This window comes from Rossellomorea sp. NS-SX7, assembly GCF_052828565.1.
In genome coordinates, this window is the sequence record NZ_CM128249.1 from 2,682,753 (window position 1) to 2,697,903 (window position 15,151).

Genomic DNA, 15,151 nt, shown 5'->3' on the forward strand with positions numbered 1-15,151 from the left:
AATGTTTATATGTTCTCCTTTCGCATCATGTTGTCAGGGTAGACTCTCTGATCAACTTTGAACTTCACGATTTGCAATGGATGGCGCGCCACGTCAAGTTCATTTCCTTTTTCATCCCACATCTGTCCGATCACTTGTGTGAAATTGGATATCTCAGGTCCGAAAAATTCGACTTCCTGGCCAGGCTTGAAATGATTTCGCTGCTGCAATGTCACCATCCCAGTATTCTCATCATAATCAAGTACCAGTCCAACGAATTCAAAGTTCGTGTTCTTTTTATTATGAACACCGAACATTTGCTCCTTAAACCCCGGGACCCCTTCAAAGAATGCAGGAGCCGCCTCCCGGTTGGCGCATTTTTCAAGTTCTTCGAGCCATTCTTTCCTGATTTTGAAATTGTCCGGATCTTTACAGTATTCATCAATCACTTTGCGGTAGACACTTACAACTGTTGCAACATAGTGAATCGATTTCATGCGGCCTTCGATTTTAAGACTGTCGATTCCAAGTTCGATCATTCTTGGAATGGATTCAACGAGCTTCAAGTCTTTCGGACTCATGGCGAAAGGAGCATCATTTTCACTGTATAGAGCCTGCTCATCTCCGTCTTGAAGTTGAAACAAATCATAATCCCAGCGGCATGATTGACAGCAGCCGCCCCGGTTTGAGTCGCGTGCAGTCATATGATTACTCAGTGTACAGCGGCCGGAATATGCTATGCACATTGCCCCATGAATGAAAGTCTCAATTTCGATATCCACTTTTTCCTTCATCTCACGGATTTCTTCACCGCTCGTTTCACGCGCCAATACAACACGGTCAAGGCCTTCTTCTTTCCAAAACTGAACTGCTTTCCAATTGGATAAGCTTTGCTGTGTGCTTAAATGAACCTCTACTTTCGGGGCGACTCGTCTGCAGGTCTCGATAATCAAAGGGTCTGCAACGATGATCCCTGCAATCCCTGCTTCCTGGAGACCCATTAAGTACTCTTCCAGACCATCCATGTTCTCGTTATGGGCATAAATATTTGTGGTTACGTAGATCTTCGCACCATACTTCGCAGCGAACTCTACTCCCTCTTTCATTTCTTCCAATGTAAAATTGCCCGCGTTTGAACGCAGCCCGAATTCCTGTCCGCCTATATAGACTGCATCTGCACCATAGTGCACAGCTATTTTCAATTTTTCAAGGTTACCGGCAGGAGCCAATAACTCAGGTTTCTTCACGATAACACGTTTACCGTCAACAACGTTAGAGATAGGGTCTTTTACAACCATGGTCAACGTAACTCCTCCGTTCTATTCATCTTTCTGGATTGATTCTATCAATAGACCGTTTCTTTAAAGAAGAACCCAGTATCGAGCGGTCGGTTTGCAGGCTGAAGCTGTTTGGCTTCCTCAAACAGCTCATCCTTTACATCTTCGTACTGTTCTTCGTCCTCTACAAACAAATCGATCGCTTTCCGATACAGTTTCGTGACTTCCACAACGTATTCTGAGGATTTCAATACTCCATCGATCTTGAATGAATCGATTCCTGCTTCAATCATTTCCCCTAGCTCATCAATCATGCACATATCATTGGGACTCATGATGTGAGTACCGTTTTCATCTTCGAAAATCGGATATTTATTATGACGTTCTTTGTCATGAAGGAACATATTTTTCTGCTCCTTGCGGTTTTCCACTTCCATCACTTTTCCCTGATATTCAAAGTAATTACCGAGTAAGGAGCGCTTCGATTGGAACATGCATGTCATGCCATGTACCTGAACCTCGACTTCCACTTCTGCGTTTTCCTTGATTTCCACAATGGCATCCATGCTTAGTTCACGGGCAAGGACGGCACGTTTTGCACCTTTTCTGCCCCAGTAATTGCACGTATACCAATTCGTTGCAGTCGTTTCTGTGTTCCAATGCAGTTTCATATCGGGGGCCGCAGATCTTGCAGCCATCAATACAGCAGGATCTCCAAAAACAACCGCATCCGCTTCAGCATCCTTTAAGAAAGAAATGTACTCTTCCAGATCCTCGATTTTATCATTATGGAAAATCGCATTCATCGCGACATATACCTTTTTACCGTAGCCGTGGGCAGTCGTAATGGCCTTCTTTATTTCTTCTTTAGAGAATTCCCCTGCCAGGCGTAATCCGAATTTTTGTTCACCGATGATGAATGCATCTGCTCCGGCTTGCGCTAAAGATTCAATATCTGAGAGGGATGTCGGGGTCACCAACAGCTCGGGCTTCTTCACTTTCGTTCACCTCTTTTTTTACTTATGGCAATTCCATCTCCAACTGGTAAGATGGAGGTTTCATAATCTTCATGACTCATCAGCCAATCATTGTATTTCTGCAGTTTTTTCACCATGTTCCGAATTCTTTTTTGTTCGATTTCCTCTTCTGCGACAAGACCCTTGAATAATACATTGTCTGAATAGACGACGCCGGTTTCTGTAAGCATCGTTGAATAAAGATCAAAGAATTTCTGGTATTGGCCTTTAGCGGCATCGATGAAAATGGCATCATAAGGGCCATGTTTTTCTACTTCTGCCTGAAGTTCAAGCGCGTCACCAAAAAGGGTATGAATCCTGCTCTTATGTTCAGAACGCGTCAAGAACGCCTGTGCCGTCCCGTACCGCTCCTCATCCCGTTCAATGGTCGTAATTTCCGTTCCGGGCAGGGCTTCCGCCATTCTTAGTGCCGAGTATCCGATGGCCGTCCCGATTTCCAGGATACGGACAGGCTGTTGAATGGATAGAATACCTAAAAGGGCCTCGATTCCCACCAGCTCCATAATCGGTACATGATGTTCTTCAGCATACTGTTCCATTTCAGCCAGAAGCGGAGAACGTTTTCTCACGATTGATTCTATATAGTTAATAACCTGCTCGTTCATCATATGTTTTTCACGATCCTCACCTATAAACTGCCTTACGGCGCGGCACAACATGAAAAGAAGAAAGCTGCTAAGAGCTTTCTACTTCAATACACTTATCCGCATAGATAACGCACATTTATAAAAAATAACTTGTACTATTTTAACACAAAGAGAAGAGGAAAGCGAATATTTCTTTCCTCTTCTCCTGCTTCCGAACTTGATTCAAAACCCTTCTCTAAGGATGGATTATTCGGATTTATTTGTAATATATTTGGCTTTCTTTTCATTGTGCTCCTCAAGCGTTTCTGAATAATAAACAGATCCATTGGAGGAAGCCAGGAAATAATAATAATTCGTGGCTTCCGGCTGAAGTGCCGCTTCAATTGATGATAGTCCGGCATTTGCGATTGGACCAGGCGGCAAACCTTTCACTTTATACGTATTATAAGGTGAGTCCACCTCTAAATCCTTGTATACTGTACGGGATTTATGTTCTCCGAGGGCGTACAGGACGGTTGGGTCGGTTTGGAGGGGCATCCCTTCCTCGATTCGATTGTAGAATACACTTGATATCTTGCCTCTGTCTGCTTTTTCAGTTGCTTCTTCTTCAATAAGGGAAGACATCGTCAATAATTGATGTGCTGTGTACTCCCTTTCCGCCATTGAATCTTGGTATTGTGCAAGCACCTCATCGGTTTGTGCGATCATTTTCGTGAGTATTTCTTCTAGAGAAGGTTTCTTTTCATAGAAAGAATAGGTTGCCGGGTACAAATATCCTTCCAGCGGCCTCTTAATATCTTTATTGAATAGTTCGTCTGTTACCAAATTCGGATATTCCTTTTTTAATTGCTCGATCCATTTCTTGTCATTCAGCTTCTTTTCGATTTCATCTTTCTTGTATGGGGACTTATCAGCAATTATCTCTGTGATTTTATCAAGCTGAAGTCCCTCTGGCAGCGTAATTTTGAATTCTGCCTTTCTCATTACCTTGCCTGTCTTCAAACTATTGACAATTTCATTCAGCGTCATGGAAGGTGTCAAATCATATGAACCCGCCTGGAAACCTGATTCATTGTTGAATTTGACATAGTATTTAAACACCGTTGCGTTTTTTACAATACCTTTTTCTTCAAGGATATTACCGATGGAAGTGACTCCGGAACCGATCGGGATTTCCACCTTCACCGGTTTGGTATTATCGGGATTCACAGGATTCAGGGCAGATTTCACATAAAGATATCCACCTACGGCCGTGCCTCCGATAATAATAATAAGCGATAAAAAGATAAGTCCTACGATTTTACGAATGACTTTCGCCTCTTCTTGTCTTTCCAAAAGTTTGTTCATAAGCGTTTCTTTCATTTTATTTTTATCTTCCAACTCATTATTCCCCCTTTCGAGCAAAAAAGCGGGATATCCGTCATGTTGATTCGACATCATCCTCCCTATTATACAATATTTTGCACAAAGTGAAACAGGGACCGGTAAAAAGGAATAAAATTATCCTTTCACCGATCCCTGTTTATAGGTTCCTTATAAAAGAGGAGGTTATTCGCCTTCTTCTTCATCCAGGAACGTATTCAGCATTTCTTCGATCATATCCCACTCTTCTTCTGTTTCAATCGGCTTTAACTCGCCTTCTTCACCTTCGTCACCAGGAACGAATGCAGAAGCATGGATTTCGATTTCTTCTTCATCATTTTCATCTGCTCCAAGCGGATAATACAGAACATATGACTTGTTGAATTTATCTGATTCAAATGTGAACAGAACTTCACATAGCTGTTCATTTCCTTGTTCGTCCACTACTGTAATTTGTTTTTCTCCGTGTTCCATCGAACATTCACCTCATTATTTTTGACTGTCAAGATATCCTTGAAGGATCATCACTGCAGCCATTTTATCAATTACTTTTTTACGTTTCTTTCTGCTGACATCCGCTTCCAGGAGGACTCTTTCCGCAGCCATTGTACTTAAGCGTTCATCCCAGTATTTCACCGGGATGGAAAGCTCGCGCTGTATAAGATCCCCGTAAGCCTTTGAAGCTTCGCCTCGCGGTCCGATTGAATTGTTCATATTTTTTGGAAGCCCGACAATGATTGTTTCGACTTCATATTCCTCGGCCAGTTCCTTCATACGGTCAATACGGAATTCGCCTTCTTCTTCATTGATTCTCACTGTTTCAATCCCTTGTGCTGTCCAGCCAAGGGCGTCGCTGATTGCAACGCCTACAGTTTTAGAGCCAACGTCCAGTCCCATTACTCGCATTCATTATCCCTCTTTATGCTGTCTCAAATACGATTTGACTAATTCTTCGATGATTTCATCACGTTCCAAGCGACGGATGATATTTCTGGCGTCTTGATGTCTTGGAATATAAGCGGGATCCCCAGATAATAAGTACCCAACAATTTGATTGATCGGGTTATACCCTTTTTCCTGGAGCGCATCATGAACTTGAAGCAGCACTTCCTTGACGTCATGTTCAAATGGCTCGTCGGAAAAATCAAATCGCATCGTTTTGTCAAAAGAACTCATTCTTTGCACCTCTCTTCAGGCTTGTCTTTCAAACAAACGAATTGTTAATCGTTACCTACATTGTACACCACTTTAATGCAGAGTTAAACGGATTTAACCCATTCTTCTACAAATTGGAGTGCTTCCTCCAATTTCTCAGGGTTTTTACCGCCGGCTTGGGCCATATCAGGACGACCGCCACCGCCGCCGCCGCAGCGGGTAGCTACTTCTTTAACCAGTTTCCCTGCATGATATCCCTTGTCCACTAAATCCTTCGTCACTCCCGCAATCACGTTCACTTTGCCATCGCCTGCAGTACCCAGGACAATGACAGCAGATCCCAGCTTCTGCTTCAGGTCATCCATCATCGTACGCAATGCATTGCTGTCTCCCGCTCCGACTTTGGCTGAAAGTACGTTAATTCCATCGATGACTTTCACGTGATCGGTTAAACTTCCTGCTTCTATGTTAGACAACTTTGCTGCCAATGATTCATTCTCTCTTTGCAGTTCTTTCATTTCAAGCATCAAACCATCTACTCGGTTTACAATATCCTTCGGATTCGCTTTGAGTTTACTTGCCACTTCTTTAAGGAGTGACACTTGATCGTTCAGCAGTTTATAAGCATTTTCTCCTGAAACTGCTTCAATTCTTCGTGTGCCTGCACCGATGCCGCTCTCTGAAATGATCTTGAACAAACCGATTTCAGATGTATTGGAAACGTGGCAGCCTCCGCAAAGCTCCAGGCTGTAGTCACCGATTGAAACGACACGGACCACTTCCCCGTACTTTTCGCCAAACAATGCCATTGCCCCCATTGCTTTAGCATCTGAGAGGGATTTAAGATCCGTATTTACTGAAATAGCTTTCCACACCTGCTCATTCACGATACTCTCGATTTTCTCCATCTCTTCATCCGTGACCGAACCGAAGTGAGAGAAGTCGAAACGCAGACGGTCCGGTTCCACTAAAGACCCAGCCTGGTTGACATGCTCACCAAGTACATCCTTAAGCGCCTGGTGCAGCAGGTGAGTCGCTGTATGGTTCTTCTCTACTCTCTTCCTTGATTCACGAGATACTTTCGCCACAACTTTTTGATTGGTTTCAAGCGTTCCCTCTTCCACGATTCCTGTGTGAAGATTTTGTCCGTTCGGTGCTTTCTTAACATCGGTTACATAAACTTTAACACCATCGCCTTCAAGATATCCTTTGTCACCGATTTGTCCGCCGCTTTCTGCATAGAAAGGAGTCTGGTCAAGAATGAACTGGAATTCCTGTCCTTTATCCACTTTTGGCTGCCTGTCCTTATCGACGAGAACCTCCACTACAGTCGCATCCGTTTCCAGGTTGTCATAGCCTACAAACTTGCTTTCTACAGTGATGTCACTTAAGATACCGCCTTGCACTTGCATGCTTCCGACATCCTGACGTGCAGCACGCGCTCGTTCACGCTGACCTTCCATTTCTTTTTCAAAGCCTTCGTGATCGACAGAAAGACCTTCTTCTTCAGCGTATTCTTCCGTTAATTCCACCGGGAAACCATATGTGTCATAAAGTCTGAATACATCTTCTCCAGGAATCGTATTGCTTCCGGCTTTCTTTTCTCTTTTTACAATGGAAGAAAGAATCGCAAGTCCTTCATTTAGCGTTTCATGGAAACGTTCTTCTTCGTTTTTCACAACTTTTTGGATGAAGTCGGCCTTTTCTTTTACTTCAGGATAGAAATCAACCATGATTTCAGAAACAACCGGAACCAGTTCATACATGAACGGACGGTTGATCTCGATTTGCTTAGCAAAACGCACGGCACGGCGTAATAATCGTCTTAATACATATCCACGCCCTTCATTTGAAGGGAGTGCCCCGTCACCAATTGCAAACGATACCGTACGGACATGATCTGCTATGACTTTGAAAGCGACATCGGTTTCTTCATGCTCACCATATGTTTTTCCTGATATTTCTTCAACGGCCTTCATGATCGGCATGAACAGATCAGTATCGAAGTTGGTAGGAACTTCCTGAACAACGCAAGCCATTCTTTCAAGTCCCATACCTGTATCGATGTTCTTCTTTGGAAGCGGTGTATACGTCCCATCCGGATTATGGTTGAACTGGGAGAACACAAGATTCCATACTTCAAGATAGCGGTCGTTTTCCCCGCCTGGATATAATTCAGGATCTTTCGGGTCATCACCATATTGGGGTCCGCGGTCGTAGAAGATTTCTGTGTTAGGACCGCTTGGGCCTTCCCCGATATCCCAGTAGTTACCTTCTATCCGGATGATCCGCTCAGCTGGTACGCCTACTTTTTTGTTCCATATTTCAAATGCTTCTTCGTCCTCAGGGTGAATCGTAACCGATAATTTCTCAGGATCGAATCCGATCCATTTATGATCTGTCAGGAATTCCCAAGCCCATTCAATTGATTCCACTTTGAAATAGTCACCGATTGAAAAGTTTCCAAGCATTTCAAAGAACGTATGATGACGGGCCGTCTTCCCTACATTTTCAATATCATTCGTACGGATGGATTTCTGTGCATTGACGATTCTCGGGTTTTGAGGAATGACACGTCCGTCAAAGTATTTCTTTAATGTTGCCACACCGCTGTTGATCCACAGCAATGAAGGGTCTTCATGGGGCACAAGCGATGCACTCGGTTCTACGCTGTGTCCTTTTTCTTTAAAAAAATCTAAAAACATTTGGCGGATTTGTGCGCCGGTTAACTTGTTCATTTGAATTTCCTCCTTTAGTTATGTAGATAAAAAAGCATACAAAAAAGCCCTCATCCCAAAACAGGGACGAGAGCTAACTCGCGGTACCACCCTGGTTGTGAATATGAAAAAACCTATATTCACCCCTCATACACCTTAACGCGGTTCAACGGCAGGGTTTTTCCTGCACTCTGGATTAGCTTTCGGTCATCCTTCATCTGGAACTTCTTTCAGCCGTGGAAGTTCCTCTCTTATGTGCATCCGCACTCAGATGGGCTATAACCTACTTGATCCTTCATCATTTTGATCTTGTAAACTTTATTGTATATGTTGGATTATAGAAATATTCAATCCTTTTGTCAATGTTATCCCATCAGTTTTTTGCATTTAGAAAATGGGTTCTTCCGTGTAAGATGGCCACTTTTACCACTGCAAGGACAGGAACGGCCACAATCATCCCGATGACTCCACCGATTTCTCCCCCGGCAATAAGGGCACCCATGATGAACAGAGGGTGCATATGAAGGCTTTTCCCGACAATCAGGGGAGATAATATGTTTCCTTCCAGAAATTGCAACACCACAACCAATATGACGACATAGAGGATCATATTCAACGATATAGTGCTCGCTACAATCACTGCAGGGACAGCCCCGATGACCGGCCCGAAGTAAGGAATGACATTGGTGACCCCCATGATGACACCAAGTATCAATGGGTACTTCATGTCCAGAAACCAAAGTACACCTCCTGAGAGTCCTCCGATGATTAGGCAGACCAGAAGCTGCCCGCGGATATAGCCTCCGAGCGACTCATCGACATCCTGGGAGAATCTCAGCGCACTTTGCCTCCATCGCCGAGGAGTCAGTTCCCAAAAGAATTTCTTCACTTTGGTAATATCCTTCAATAAATAAAATGATACAAAAGGCACGATGGCAATGATCAACAGGCTGTTCATCAGTTTCAATAGAATGGAAAGTGCCGCAGCAACAAGACCCGTCAGCCAGCCTTCAACCCCTTCAATTCTCTCATCCAATTGTGTCTGGATCCCATCCGGCCAAGTCGATGTTTCACTTTGGATAAAATGAAGCCACTTTTGGTACTGGGAGGTGAACATAGGGGCATTTTCCGATAGATCTCTCAACTGATGAATGATGACGGGGGTTCCTTTGTAAAGACCATACCCCAAGCCTCCGAAAAACAGGATATAAATAAGCATGATGGCAATTCCGCGATGTATGCCGGCTTCATGAAGCTTCTCCACCAAAGGATGAAGCAAATAGGCGATGAAGCCTCCAATCATAAATGGAAGAAGGGAGATGATCAATACCTCCAAAATCGGATGCCAGACCGGCCTGAGCAAAAAGAGAATATATAGGAAAATGGCACAGACCAAAGCTATGGACAGCCTGTACAACCACTTGGCATAATTTCTTGTTTCCACAGCCACCCCTCCTTCTTATTGTATATTGTTAGAAATCGGGGCAGGTTTTTATACAATAAATATAAAAACTGACTCCCCTGTGTGGAGAGTCAGTAAAAGTTAAAACATTTTTTTCATTTGTCTGCGAAGTCTTTTCATTTGTTTTCTATTCATCATATTTGATCGTTGAGAATAAATGGATGCTGCGATTCCCGCTCCAAAACCAACAATCGATGCAAACGTTCTGTTCAAGAAAGACACCTCTTCCTAGATTAATTGGCGGTCTTCCTCATCGAACAGGTCGTCTAAAGAGCTTAACGATCCATCTTCTTCTACCTGATGAGTATGAATGACTCCTTTTGACAAGGAAAGCTCAATAAAGCATCCCCAACAGTAATATTGGTTGATCCCGATTTTCCCTATATCTTTACTCTGGCAGTTTGGACATTTCATGGTAAGGTTCACCTCAATTGCACCAGGGAAACTGGTGATTATTCCCTACCATCCTGCCCAATCAGAGTGAAAAATATACCTGTCCGAGAAGAAACACACCTGAACGGTACGCTCACCGTTCTTATTTAGTGTGAGACATTTTCCTTATTTCATGAGGAGATACTTTTTCCATTGGTGCCATCCTTCGAATTTCTCTCTCCGATAAGCCCGGTATTGAAATGGTCGTATAAGAATTACAAAGCCCGTTTCATTGCGCTGCAGGCACTTGCTTTCCGCGGGGAGGAAGTTGAGCCTCCTCGGCGTCCCGCCTGTGGCAAGAAAAGCGGAGGAGGCTCGCTCAGCCCCGACAAGCATAAGATGAATGGGCCGGGAAGGCGTTTTGTGCCTTTCTGGCACATTTAGCTTATGACCTCGAGGGGCTAGCCGCCGGAGCTGGACAGGTCTCAACTTTTCCTCTATTTCCCGTCGGAGTCAAGTGCCTGCAGCTCCATTCCACTAAAGGTTCTTAATGGATTAGACCAACTACCTCTTACCCTCGAGTGAATTGATTGAATTTCTAATTGGACTTTATAAGGAATGCTACAAAAAGATTAATTTTGGTATGAACCGGTTCCAGCGGTTGATTGGAGTGCAAGACGAAGACTCCTGCGGGAGAAGTGACCAATGTGAGACTTGTCCAGCTACAGGGCTTAGAGGCACATGTCATAAGTCAAATCGACCAAGAAGGCAAAGAACGCCTTCGTGGTCAATTCGCCTTATGCCAACCGCCTCTCTTCAAAGCCCCTCCGCTTTTCTTCCCGCAGGCGAAGCCGAGGAGGCTCACGGGTCATCTGCGGAAAGCGAAGTCTTGCACGGAAATCATTAGCGGTGTTAAAAGAGATATCTTGGGTATGAAGAAGATCGGATAACAAAAAACGGACGAAACCGAAGCTCCACCCGTTTTACATGAATATAAAAATGTGCAGACTCTTATTGATTGACTAAATCTTCAGCAGTGATTTCGTTCGTGTAGTCGATTTCAAATCCGAGGTCTTTGAGCATTTGGTGATCGGCCGTTTCCTGCTGCCCGGCTGTTGTCAGGTAGTCACCGACAAAGATTGAATTTGCAGCATACAGTCCCATAGGCTGCAGACTGCGCAGATTCACTTCACGCCCGCCTGAGATCCTGATTTCCTTTGTAGGGTTGATGAACCTCATGAGGCAAAGTACTTTTAAGCAATATCTTGGATCGAGTTCATCCGTCCCCTCAAGAGGCGTTCCATCGATTGCATGCAGGAAGTTGACAGGTATCGAATCTGCATCAAGCACTTTCAGGCTTCTTGCCATATCCACTACATCCTGATAGCTTTCTTTCATGCCTACTATGATGCCTGAGCATGGGGAAATCCCTTGTTTTTTAGCCATTTCAACCGTATTCACACGATCTTCATATGTATGGGAAGTCGTAATTTGCTCATGATGGTTTTCAGATGTATTGATATTATGATTGTAACGGTCTACGCCTGCTTCTTTCAGTTTTTGTGCCTGATCTTCTTTTAACAGACCCAGGCAGGCACATACCTTCATGTTGTAGTTTTCCTTAATCTCTTTCACTGCAGATACCACTTTATCAACGTCACGGTTTGTAGGACCGCGGCCGCTTGCAACAATACAGTATGTCCCCACGTTCAGATTGTGAGCCTTCTCTGCACCTTTTACGATTGAATCCTTATCCATCATCGCATATTTCTCAATCGGCGCTTTTGATACAATTGATTGCGAGCAGTATCCGCAGTTTTCAGGACAAAGACCTGATTTGGTATTGATGATCATATTCAATTTCACTTTATTGCCATAATAATGTTTCCTGATTTGATAGGCACTGTCCAGGAGCACCAATAGTTCTTCGTCCGGACTTTGTAATATTGATAATGCTTCCTCGTCGCTGATTTCTTTCCCCTCAAGGACTTCTAAAGCAAGACTCTTCCATGATTTATTCATAACATATCCCCCTAAAATGTTATTATGCAGCGCGGTTCATATTTCTGAACGTACTCTTTGAAAGCACTGATTTCTCCAATCTGTGAGCCATGATTCCTGCGCAAACCGCTAAAATAATATCCTTTGGAAGTGGAACAAGCATCCAGGACCATACCAATCCGTAGGTCAAGCCATCTGGAGCTTGGGCCCAAAGCTTGTAGGCTGCATACATCCAATTGGTGCCGACTATATAGTTGACGGCCATACCGATCAATGCAGCAATGACATAACCTTTTATTCCTTTATGTTTTTGAACGATCTTACCAGTTATATACGCAGTGAAAATAAATGAAATGATGAAGCCGAATGTCGGGCTGACAATTGAGGATAAACCTGCCCCGAATCGTGCGAACACCGGTACCCCGACTAAACCGACCAATGCATAGACAGTCATGGATATAGCTCCGATACGACTCCCTAAAATGGCTCCGGCCAAAATGGCGAAAAACGTTTGGAGAGTGATGGGAACTCCTCCGATGACCAGGAATGGTACGAAGGATGTGATGTTAGCACCTACAGCCATGAGTGCCACAAACATAGCAGCCAGTGTCAAATCAATGGTTCTTAGTTTTCTGTTCATTTCTCTCTTCCCCCAAATTGAAAGTTAATTACTATTTAAGAATATCGTTCACCGCCACTTAATGTCAACCGTTTTATAAATAAGGTTAACTTAAAAGATATAAAAAAGGTTAACAAAAAACAGCAAACCGCTTTTTGTTAACCAGGTAAACCAATTATTCAACTTCCATGAAATCATAAGGGGTGGTTCCATCCATCCCTATCATCGGATCTTCTTTCATCAATGTTTCAGCCGTAGTCATGCTCATATCATCGTCGCCATCTCCATCACCATCTCCCGCCTCCATAGTGAGGGAAAGTTTTTCACTCAGAGTGGTTTTACGCATGAAATCGTCTTCCCTTTCCACTCCAAGCTTAAAGGCCTCAATTTCACCACAGAGGATAAGGAATTGTTTACTTCTCGTGATTGCGGTGTATAGAAGGTTCCTGCGCAGCATACGGAAATAACTTTTCACGACCGGCAAAATGACAATCGGAAATTCACTTCCTTGTGATTTATGAATCGAACAGCAATAGGCATGAGTAATCTGGGTTAAGTCCTGTCTGGTGTATGTGACTTCATTGCCTTCATAAGAGACAATGATCATATCCTGTTTTTCAGTGTTTTCTTTCGCATAGAAAATTGAGACGATCTCTCCGATATCTCCATTGAAAACATTATTTTCAGGCTGATTGACTAGCTGCAGTACTTTATCGCCGATGCGGTAATGTACATCCCCGAAGGAAATTTCTTTCCGCGAACCATCATTGCTGTTGAAGATTTCCTGAAGCAATTTATTCAGGTTGTCAATTCCCGCAGATCCCCTGTACATGGGTGCAAGAACCTGTATATCCTTAGGTGTATACCCTTTTTTCTTAGCGTTTTCGACTACCTTCCGGACGACTTCAGCTATTTGATTCGTCTGGCATGGGAAGAAGGAACGGTCTTTCTGCTGCTTTGTCAGATCGGCAGGAACCTTCCCTTTTTTCATATGATGAGCAAGCTCGATGATCGAGGAACCTTCTTCCTGCCGGTAAATATCCGTCAGTCTGACCGTTGGGACGACCCCGGAGCGGAGCATATCCTTTAATACCTGACCCGGCCCCACTGAAGGCAGCTGATCTTCATCCCCTACAAAGATCACTTGAATGTCATCCGGCAGTGCTTTCAACAGCTGATGGGCAAGCCACGTATCGACCATGGATACTTCGTCGACGATGAGGAGCTTTCCTTCTATCGCACGTTCCTCATCACTTTGGAAGCCTTCCTGTCCATTCCAGCCCAATAAGCGATGGATGGTCATCGCAGGAAGACCGGTGGATTCGGTCATACGTTTAGCCGCTCTGCCTGTGGGAGCAGTCAGCAATACGGGGAATGGCTCATCTTTATAGTCTTTTGGGTCCAGAGAACAACCATGCAGATCTGCAAATAGTTCAACTATACCGTTGATGACAGTCGTCTTTCCGGTACCCGGTCCCCCGGTCAGCAGCAGCATGGGAGACATCAGTGCTGTTTCAATGGCTTCTCTCTGAGAAGGGGCATACTGGACCCCAAGCCGGTCCTCCAGCGCGCCTAATGCCAGGAGAAACTCAGATTGAGGAAATTGATCTTCATATTGTTTTTGAGACAATATTTTTTCGATGCTCGTCACAATCCCTTTTTCAGAGAAATATAAAGAAGGGACATACACTTTGGAGCCTTCGCCAATCACCTTGCTTTCTTCCTCAAGCGAAATCAATTGACTGGATATCTCAGTATAGTCTATTTTTTCAGGCTGACTCTTTTCAAGCAGTTCCTTTACCGTCACAATGAGTTCTTCCGCTTCAAGATATACATGGCCCTGCTTCACGCATACTTGTTCAAGCGTATATAGACACCCAGCCTTGATCCTGTCGGGGTGGCTGCCGGTGATCCCGATTTTCGAGCCCAGCTCATCCGCCCTTGTGAATCCAATTCCTTCAATATCTTCGACAAGTTTATAGGGGTTGTTCTGAATGATTTCCAGTGCCTGCTCTTTGTACGCCTGATAGACCTTCATGGAAATTTGCGGTCCGAAACCGAGATCATTCAGTACGATCATCACCCGTTCCAATCCTTGATGCTCAGTCAGCGTATCATAGATGTTTTTGGCTTTATCTGGCGGAAGTTTAGGGACTTCGTCCAACACACCAGGATTCTCAAGGATTTTTGAAATGGCATTTTCACCAATATGCTCTACAATCTTCTCCGCTGTTTTTTTACCGATTCCTTTAAATAAGTCACTGGAAAGATAATGGACGACACCTTGTGTTGTTTGCGGTATTTCTTTTTTGAAATGTTTAGCGTGGAATTGCATACCGAATTTCGGATGTTCTTGGAAACGTCCGTAAAACACATAGGTTTCTTCCTCATAGATGCGGGGGAAGTGACCTGTTATGACCGCTTCCTTTTCCTCATAGGAATGATTGGTTTCATCCACCCGGATCCTGACAACGGTATACAGGTTTTCCTCATTATGAAAGATAGTCACAAGATGCCGGCCCTTAATATATATTTCTTCATCTCCAAACAGCTTCATAGAATCTTGCTGGCTCAAGGCTTGTG

The 15,151-nt window shown here is 44.0% G+C and carries 14 protein-coding genes and 1 other annotated feature; all 14 genes read right to left on the reverse strand.

Features of this window, described 5'->3' with window-relative positions:
* Positions 1–5: 5 nt before the first annotated feature.
* The 14 genes from ACUXV2_RS13495 to recD2 all read right to left on the reverse strand — a co-directional run bounded on the left by ACUXV2_RS13495 (position 6) and on the right by recD2 (position 15,143).
* Entirely contained in the window at positions 6–1,277 is a 1,272-nt protein-coding gene (locus tag ACUXV2_RS13495) for a peptidase U32 family protein (RefSeq protein WP_446247076.1), read from the reverse strand.
* A 47-nt stretch (positions 1,278–1,324) separates the two neighbouring features.
* On the reverse strand, positions 1,325–2,254 hold the full coding sequence (locus tag ACUXV2_RS13500; protein WP_446243707.1) for a peptidase U32 family protein: 930 nt from the start codon (positions 2,252–2,254) through the stop codon (positions 1,325–1,327).
* Positions 2,251–2,901 carry an O-methyltransferase gene (locus tag ACUXV2_RS13505; protein ID WP_446243708.1) on the reverse strand — a complete coding sequence of 217 codons (651 nt, stop codon included), beginning with the start codon at positions 2,899–2,901 and terminating at the stop codon, positions 2,251–2,253. The genes ACUXV2_RS13500 and ACUXV2_RS13505 overlap by 4 nt, the downstream gene beginning before the upstream one ends.
* 225 nt (positions 2,902–3,126) lie before the next feature.
* Positions 3,127–4,317 (reverse strand): endolytic transglycosylase MltG, encoded by a 1,191-nt coding sequence (mltG, locus tag ACUXV2_RS13510; protein WP_446243709.1) that lies wholly within the window; start codon positions 4,315–4,317, stop codon positions 3,127–3,129.
* A 111-nt stretch (positions 4,318–4,428) separates the two neighbouring features.
* Positions 4,429–4,716: a DUF1292 domain-containing protein gene (locus ACUXV2_RS13515; RefSeq protein WP_032087548.1), complete on the reverse strand. Its 288-nt coding sequence runs from the start codon at positions 4,714–4,716 to the stop codon at positions 4,429–4,431.
* Between the two features lie 15 nt (positions 4,717–4,731).
* Positions 4,732–5,148 carry a Holliday junction resolvase RuvX gene (gene ruvX, locus ACUXV2_RS13520; protein ID WP_446243710.1) on the reverse strand — a complete coding sequence of 139 codons (417 nt, stop codon included), beginning with the start codon at positions 5,146–5,148 and terminating at the stop codon, positions 4,732–4,734.
* Positions 5,149–5,151: 3 nt separating this feature from the next.
* Positions 5,152–5,418 carry an IreB family regulatory phosphoprotein gene (locus tag ACUXV2_RS13525; protein WP_032087546.1) on the reverse strand — a complete coding sequence of 89 codons (267 nt, stop codon included), beginning with the start codon at positions 5,416–5,418 and terminating at the stop codon, positions 5,152–5,154.
* An 83-nt stretch (positions 5,419–5,501) separates the two neighbouring features.
* Positions 5,502–8,135, reverse strand: coding sequence for an alanine--tRNA ligase (gene alaS, locus ACUXV2_RS13530; protein ID WP_446243711.1), 2,634 nt, complete (start codon positions 8,133–8,135; stop codon positions 5,502–5,504).
* A 59-nt stretch (positions 8,136–8,194) separates the two neighbouring features.
* Positions 8,195–8,422, reverse strand: a binding site (T-box leader).
* A 65-nt stretch (positions 8,423–8,487) separates the two neighbouring features.
* Entirely contained in the window at positions 8,488–9,558 is a 1,071-nt protein-coding gene (locus ACUXV2_RS13535; protein WP_446243712.1) for an AI-2E family transporter, read from the reverse strand.
* 99 nt (positions 9,559–9,657) lie between these two features.
* A complete protein-coding gene (locus ACUXV2_RS13540; RefSeq protein ID WP_446243713.1) occupies positions 9,658–9,789 on the reverse strand; it encodes a YrzQ family protein in 132 nt (43 codons plus the stop codon).
* Between the two features lie 15 nt (positions 9,790–9,804).
* Complete coding sequence (locus ACUXV2_RS13545) at positions 9,805–9,990, reverse strand: hypothetical protein (protein ID WP_071619022.1); 186 nt, start codon at positions 9,988–9,990, stop codon at positions 9,805–9,807.
* A gap of 969 nt (positions 9,991–10,959) precedes the next feature.
* Positions 10,960–11,970: a biotin synthase BioB gene (gene bioB, locus ACUXV2_RS13550; protein ID WP_446243714.1), complete on the reverse strand. Its 1,011-nt coding sequence runs from the start codon at positions 11,968–11,970 to the stop codon at positions 10,960–10,962.
* Positions 11,971–11,992: 22 nt separating this feature from the next.
* Positions 11,993–12,589 carry a biotin transporter BioY gene (locus ACUXV2_RS13555; RefSeq protein ID WP_446243715.1) on the reverse strand — a complete coding sequence of 199 codons (597 nt, stop codon included), beginning with the start codon at positions 12,587–12,589 and terminating at the stop codon, positions 11,993–11,995.
* Positions 12,590–12,743: 154 nt separating this feature from the next.
* Complete coding sequence (recD2, locus tag ACUXV2_RS13560) at positions 12,744–15,143, reverse strand: SF1B family DNA helicase RecD2 (RefSeq protein ID WP_446243716.1); 2,400 nt, start codon at positions 15,141–15,143, stop codon at positions 12,744–12,746.
* Positions 15,144–15,151 lie beyond the last annotated feature (8 nt).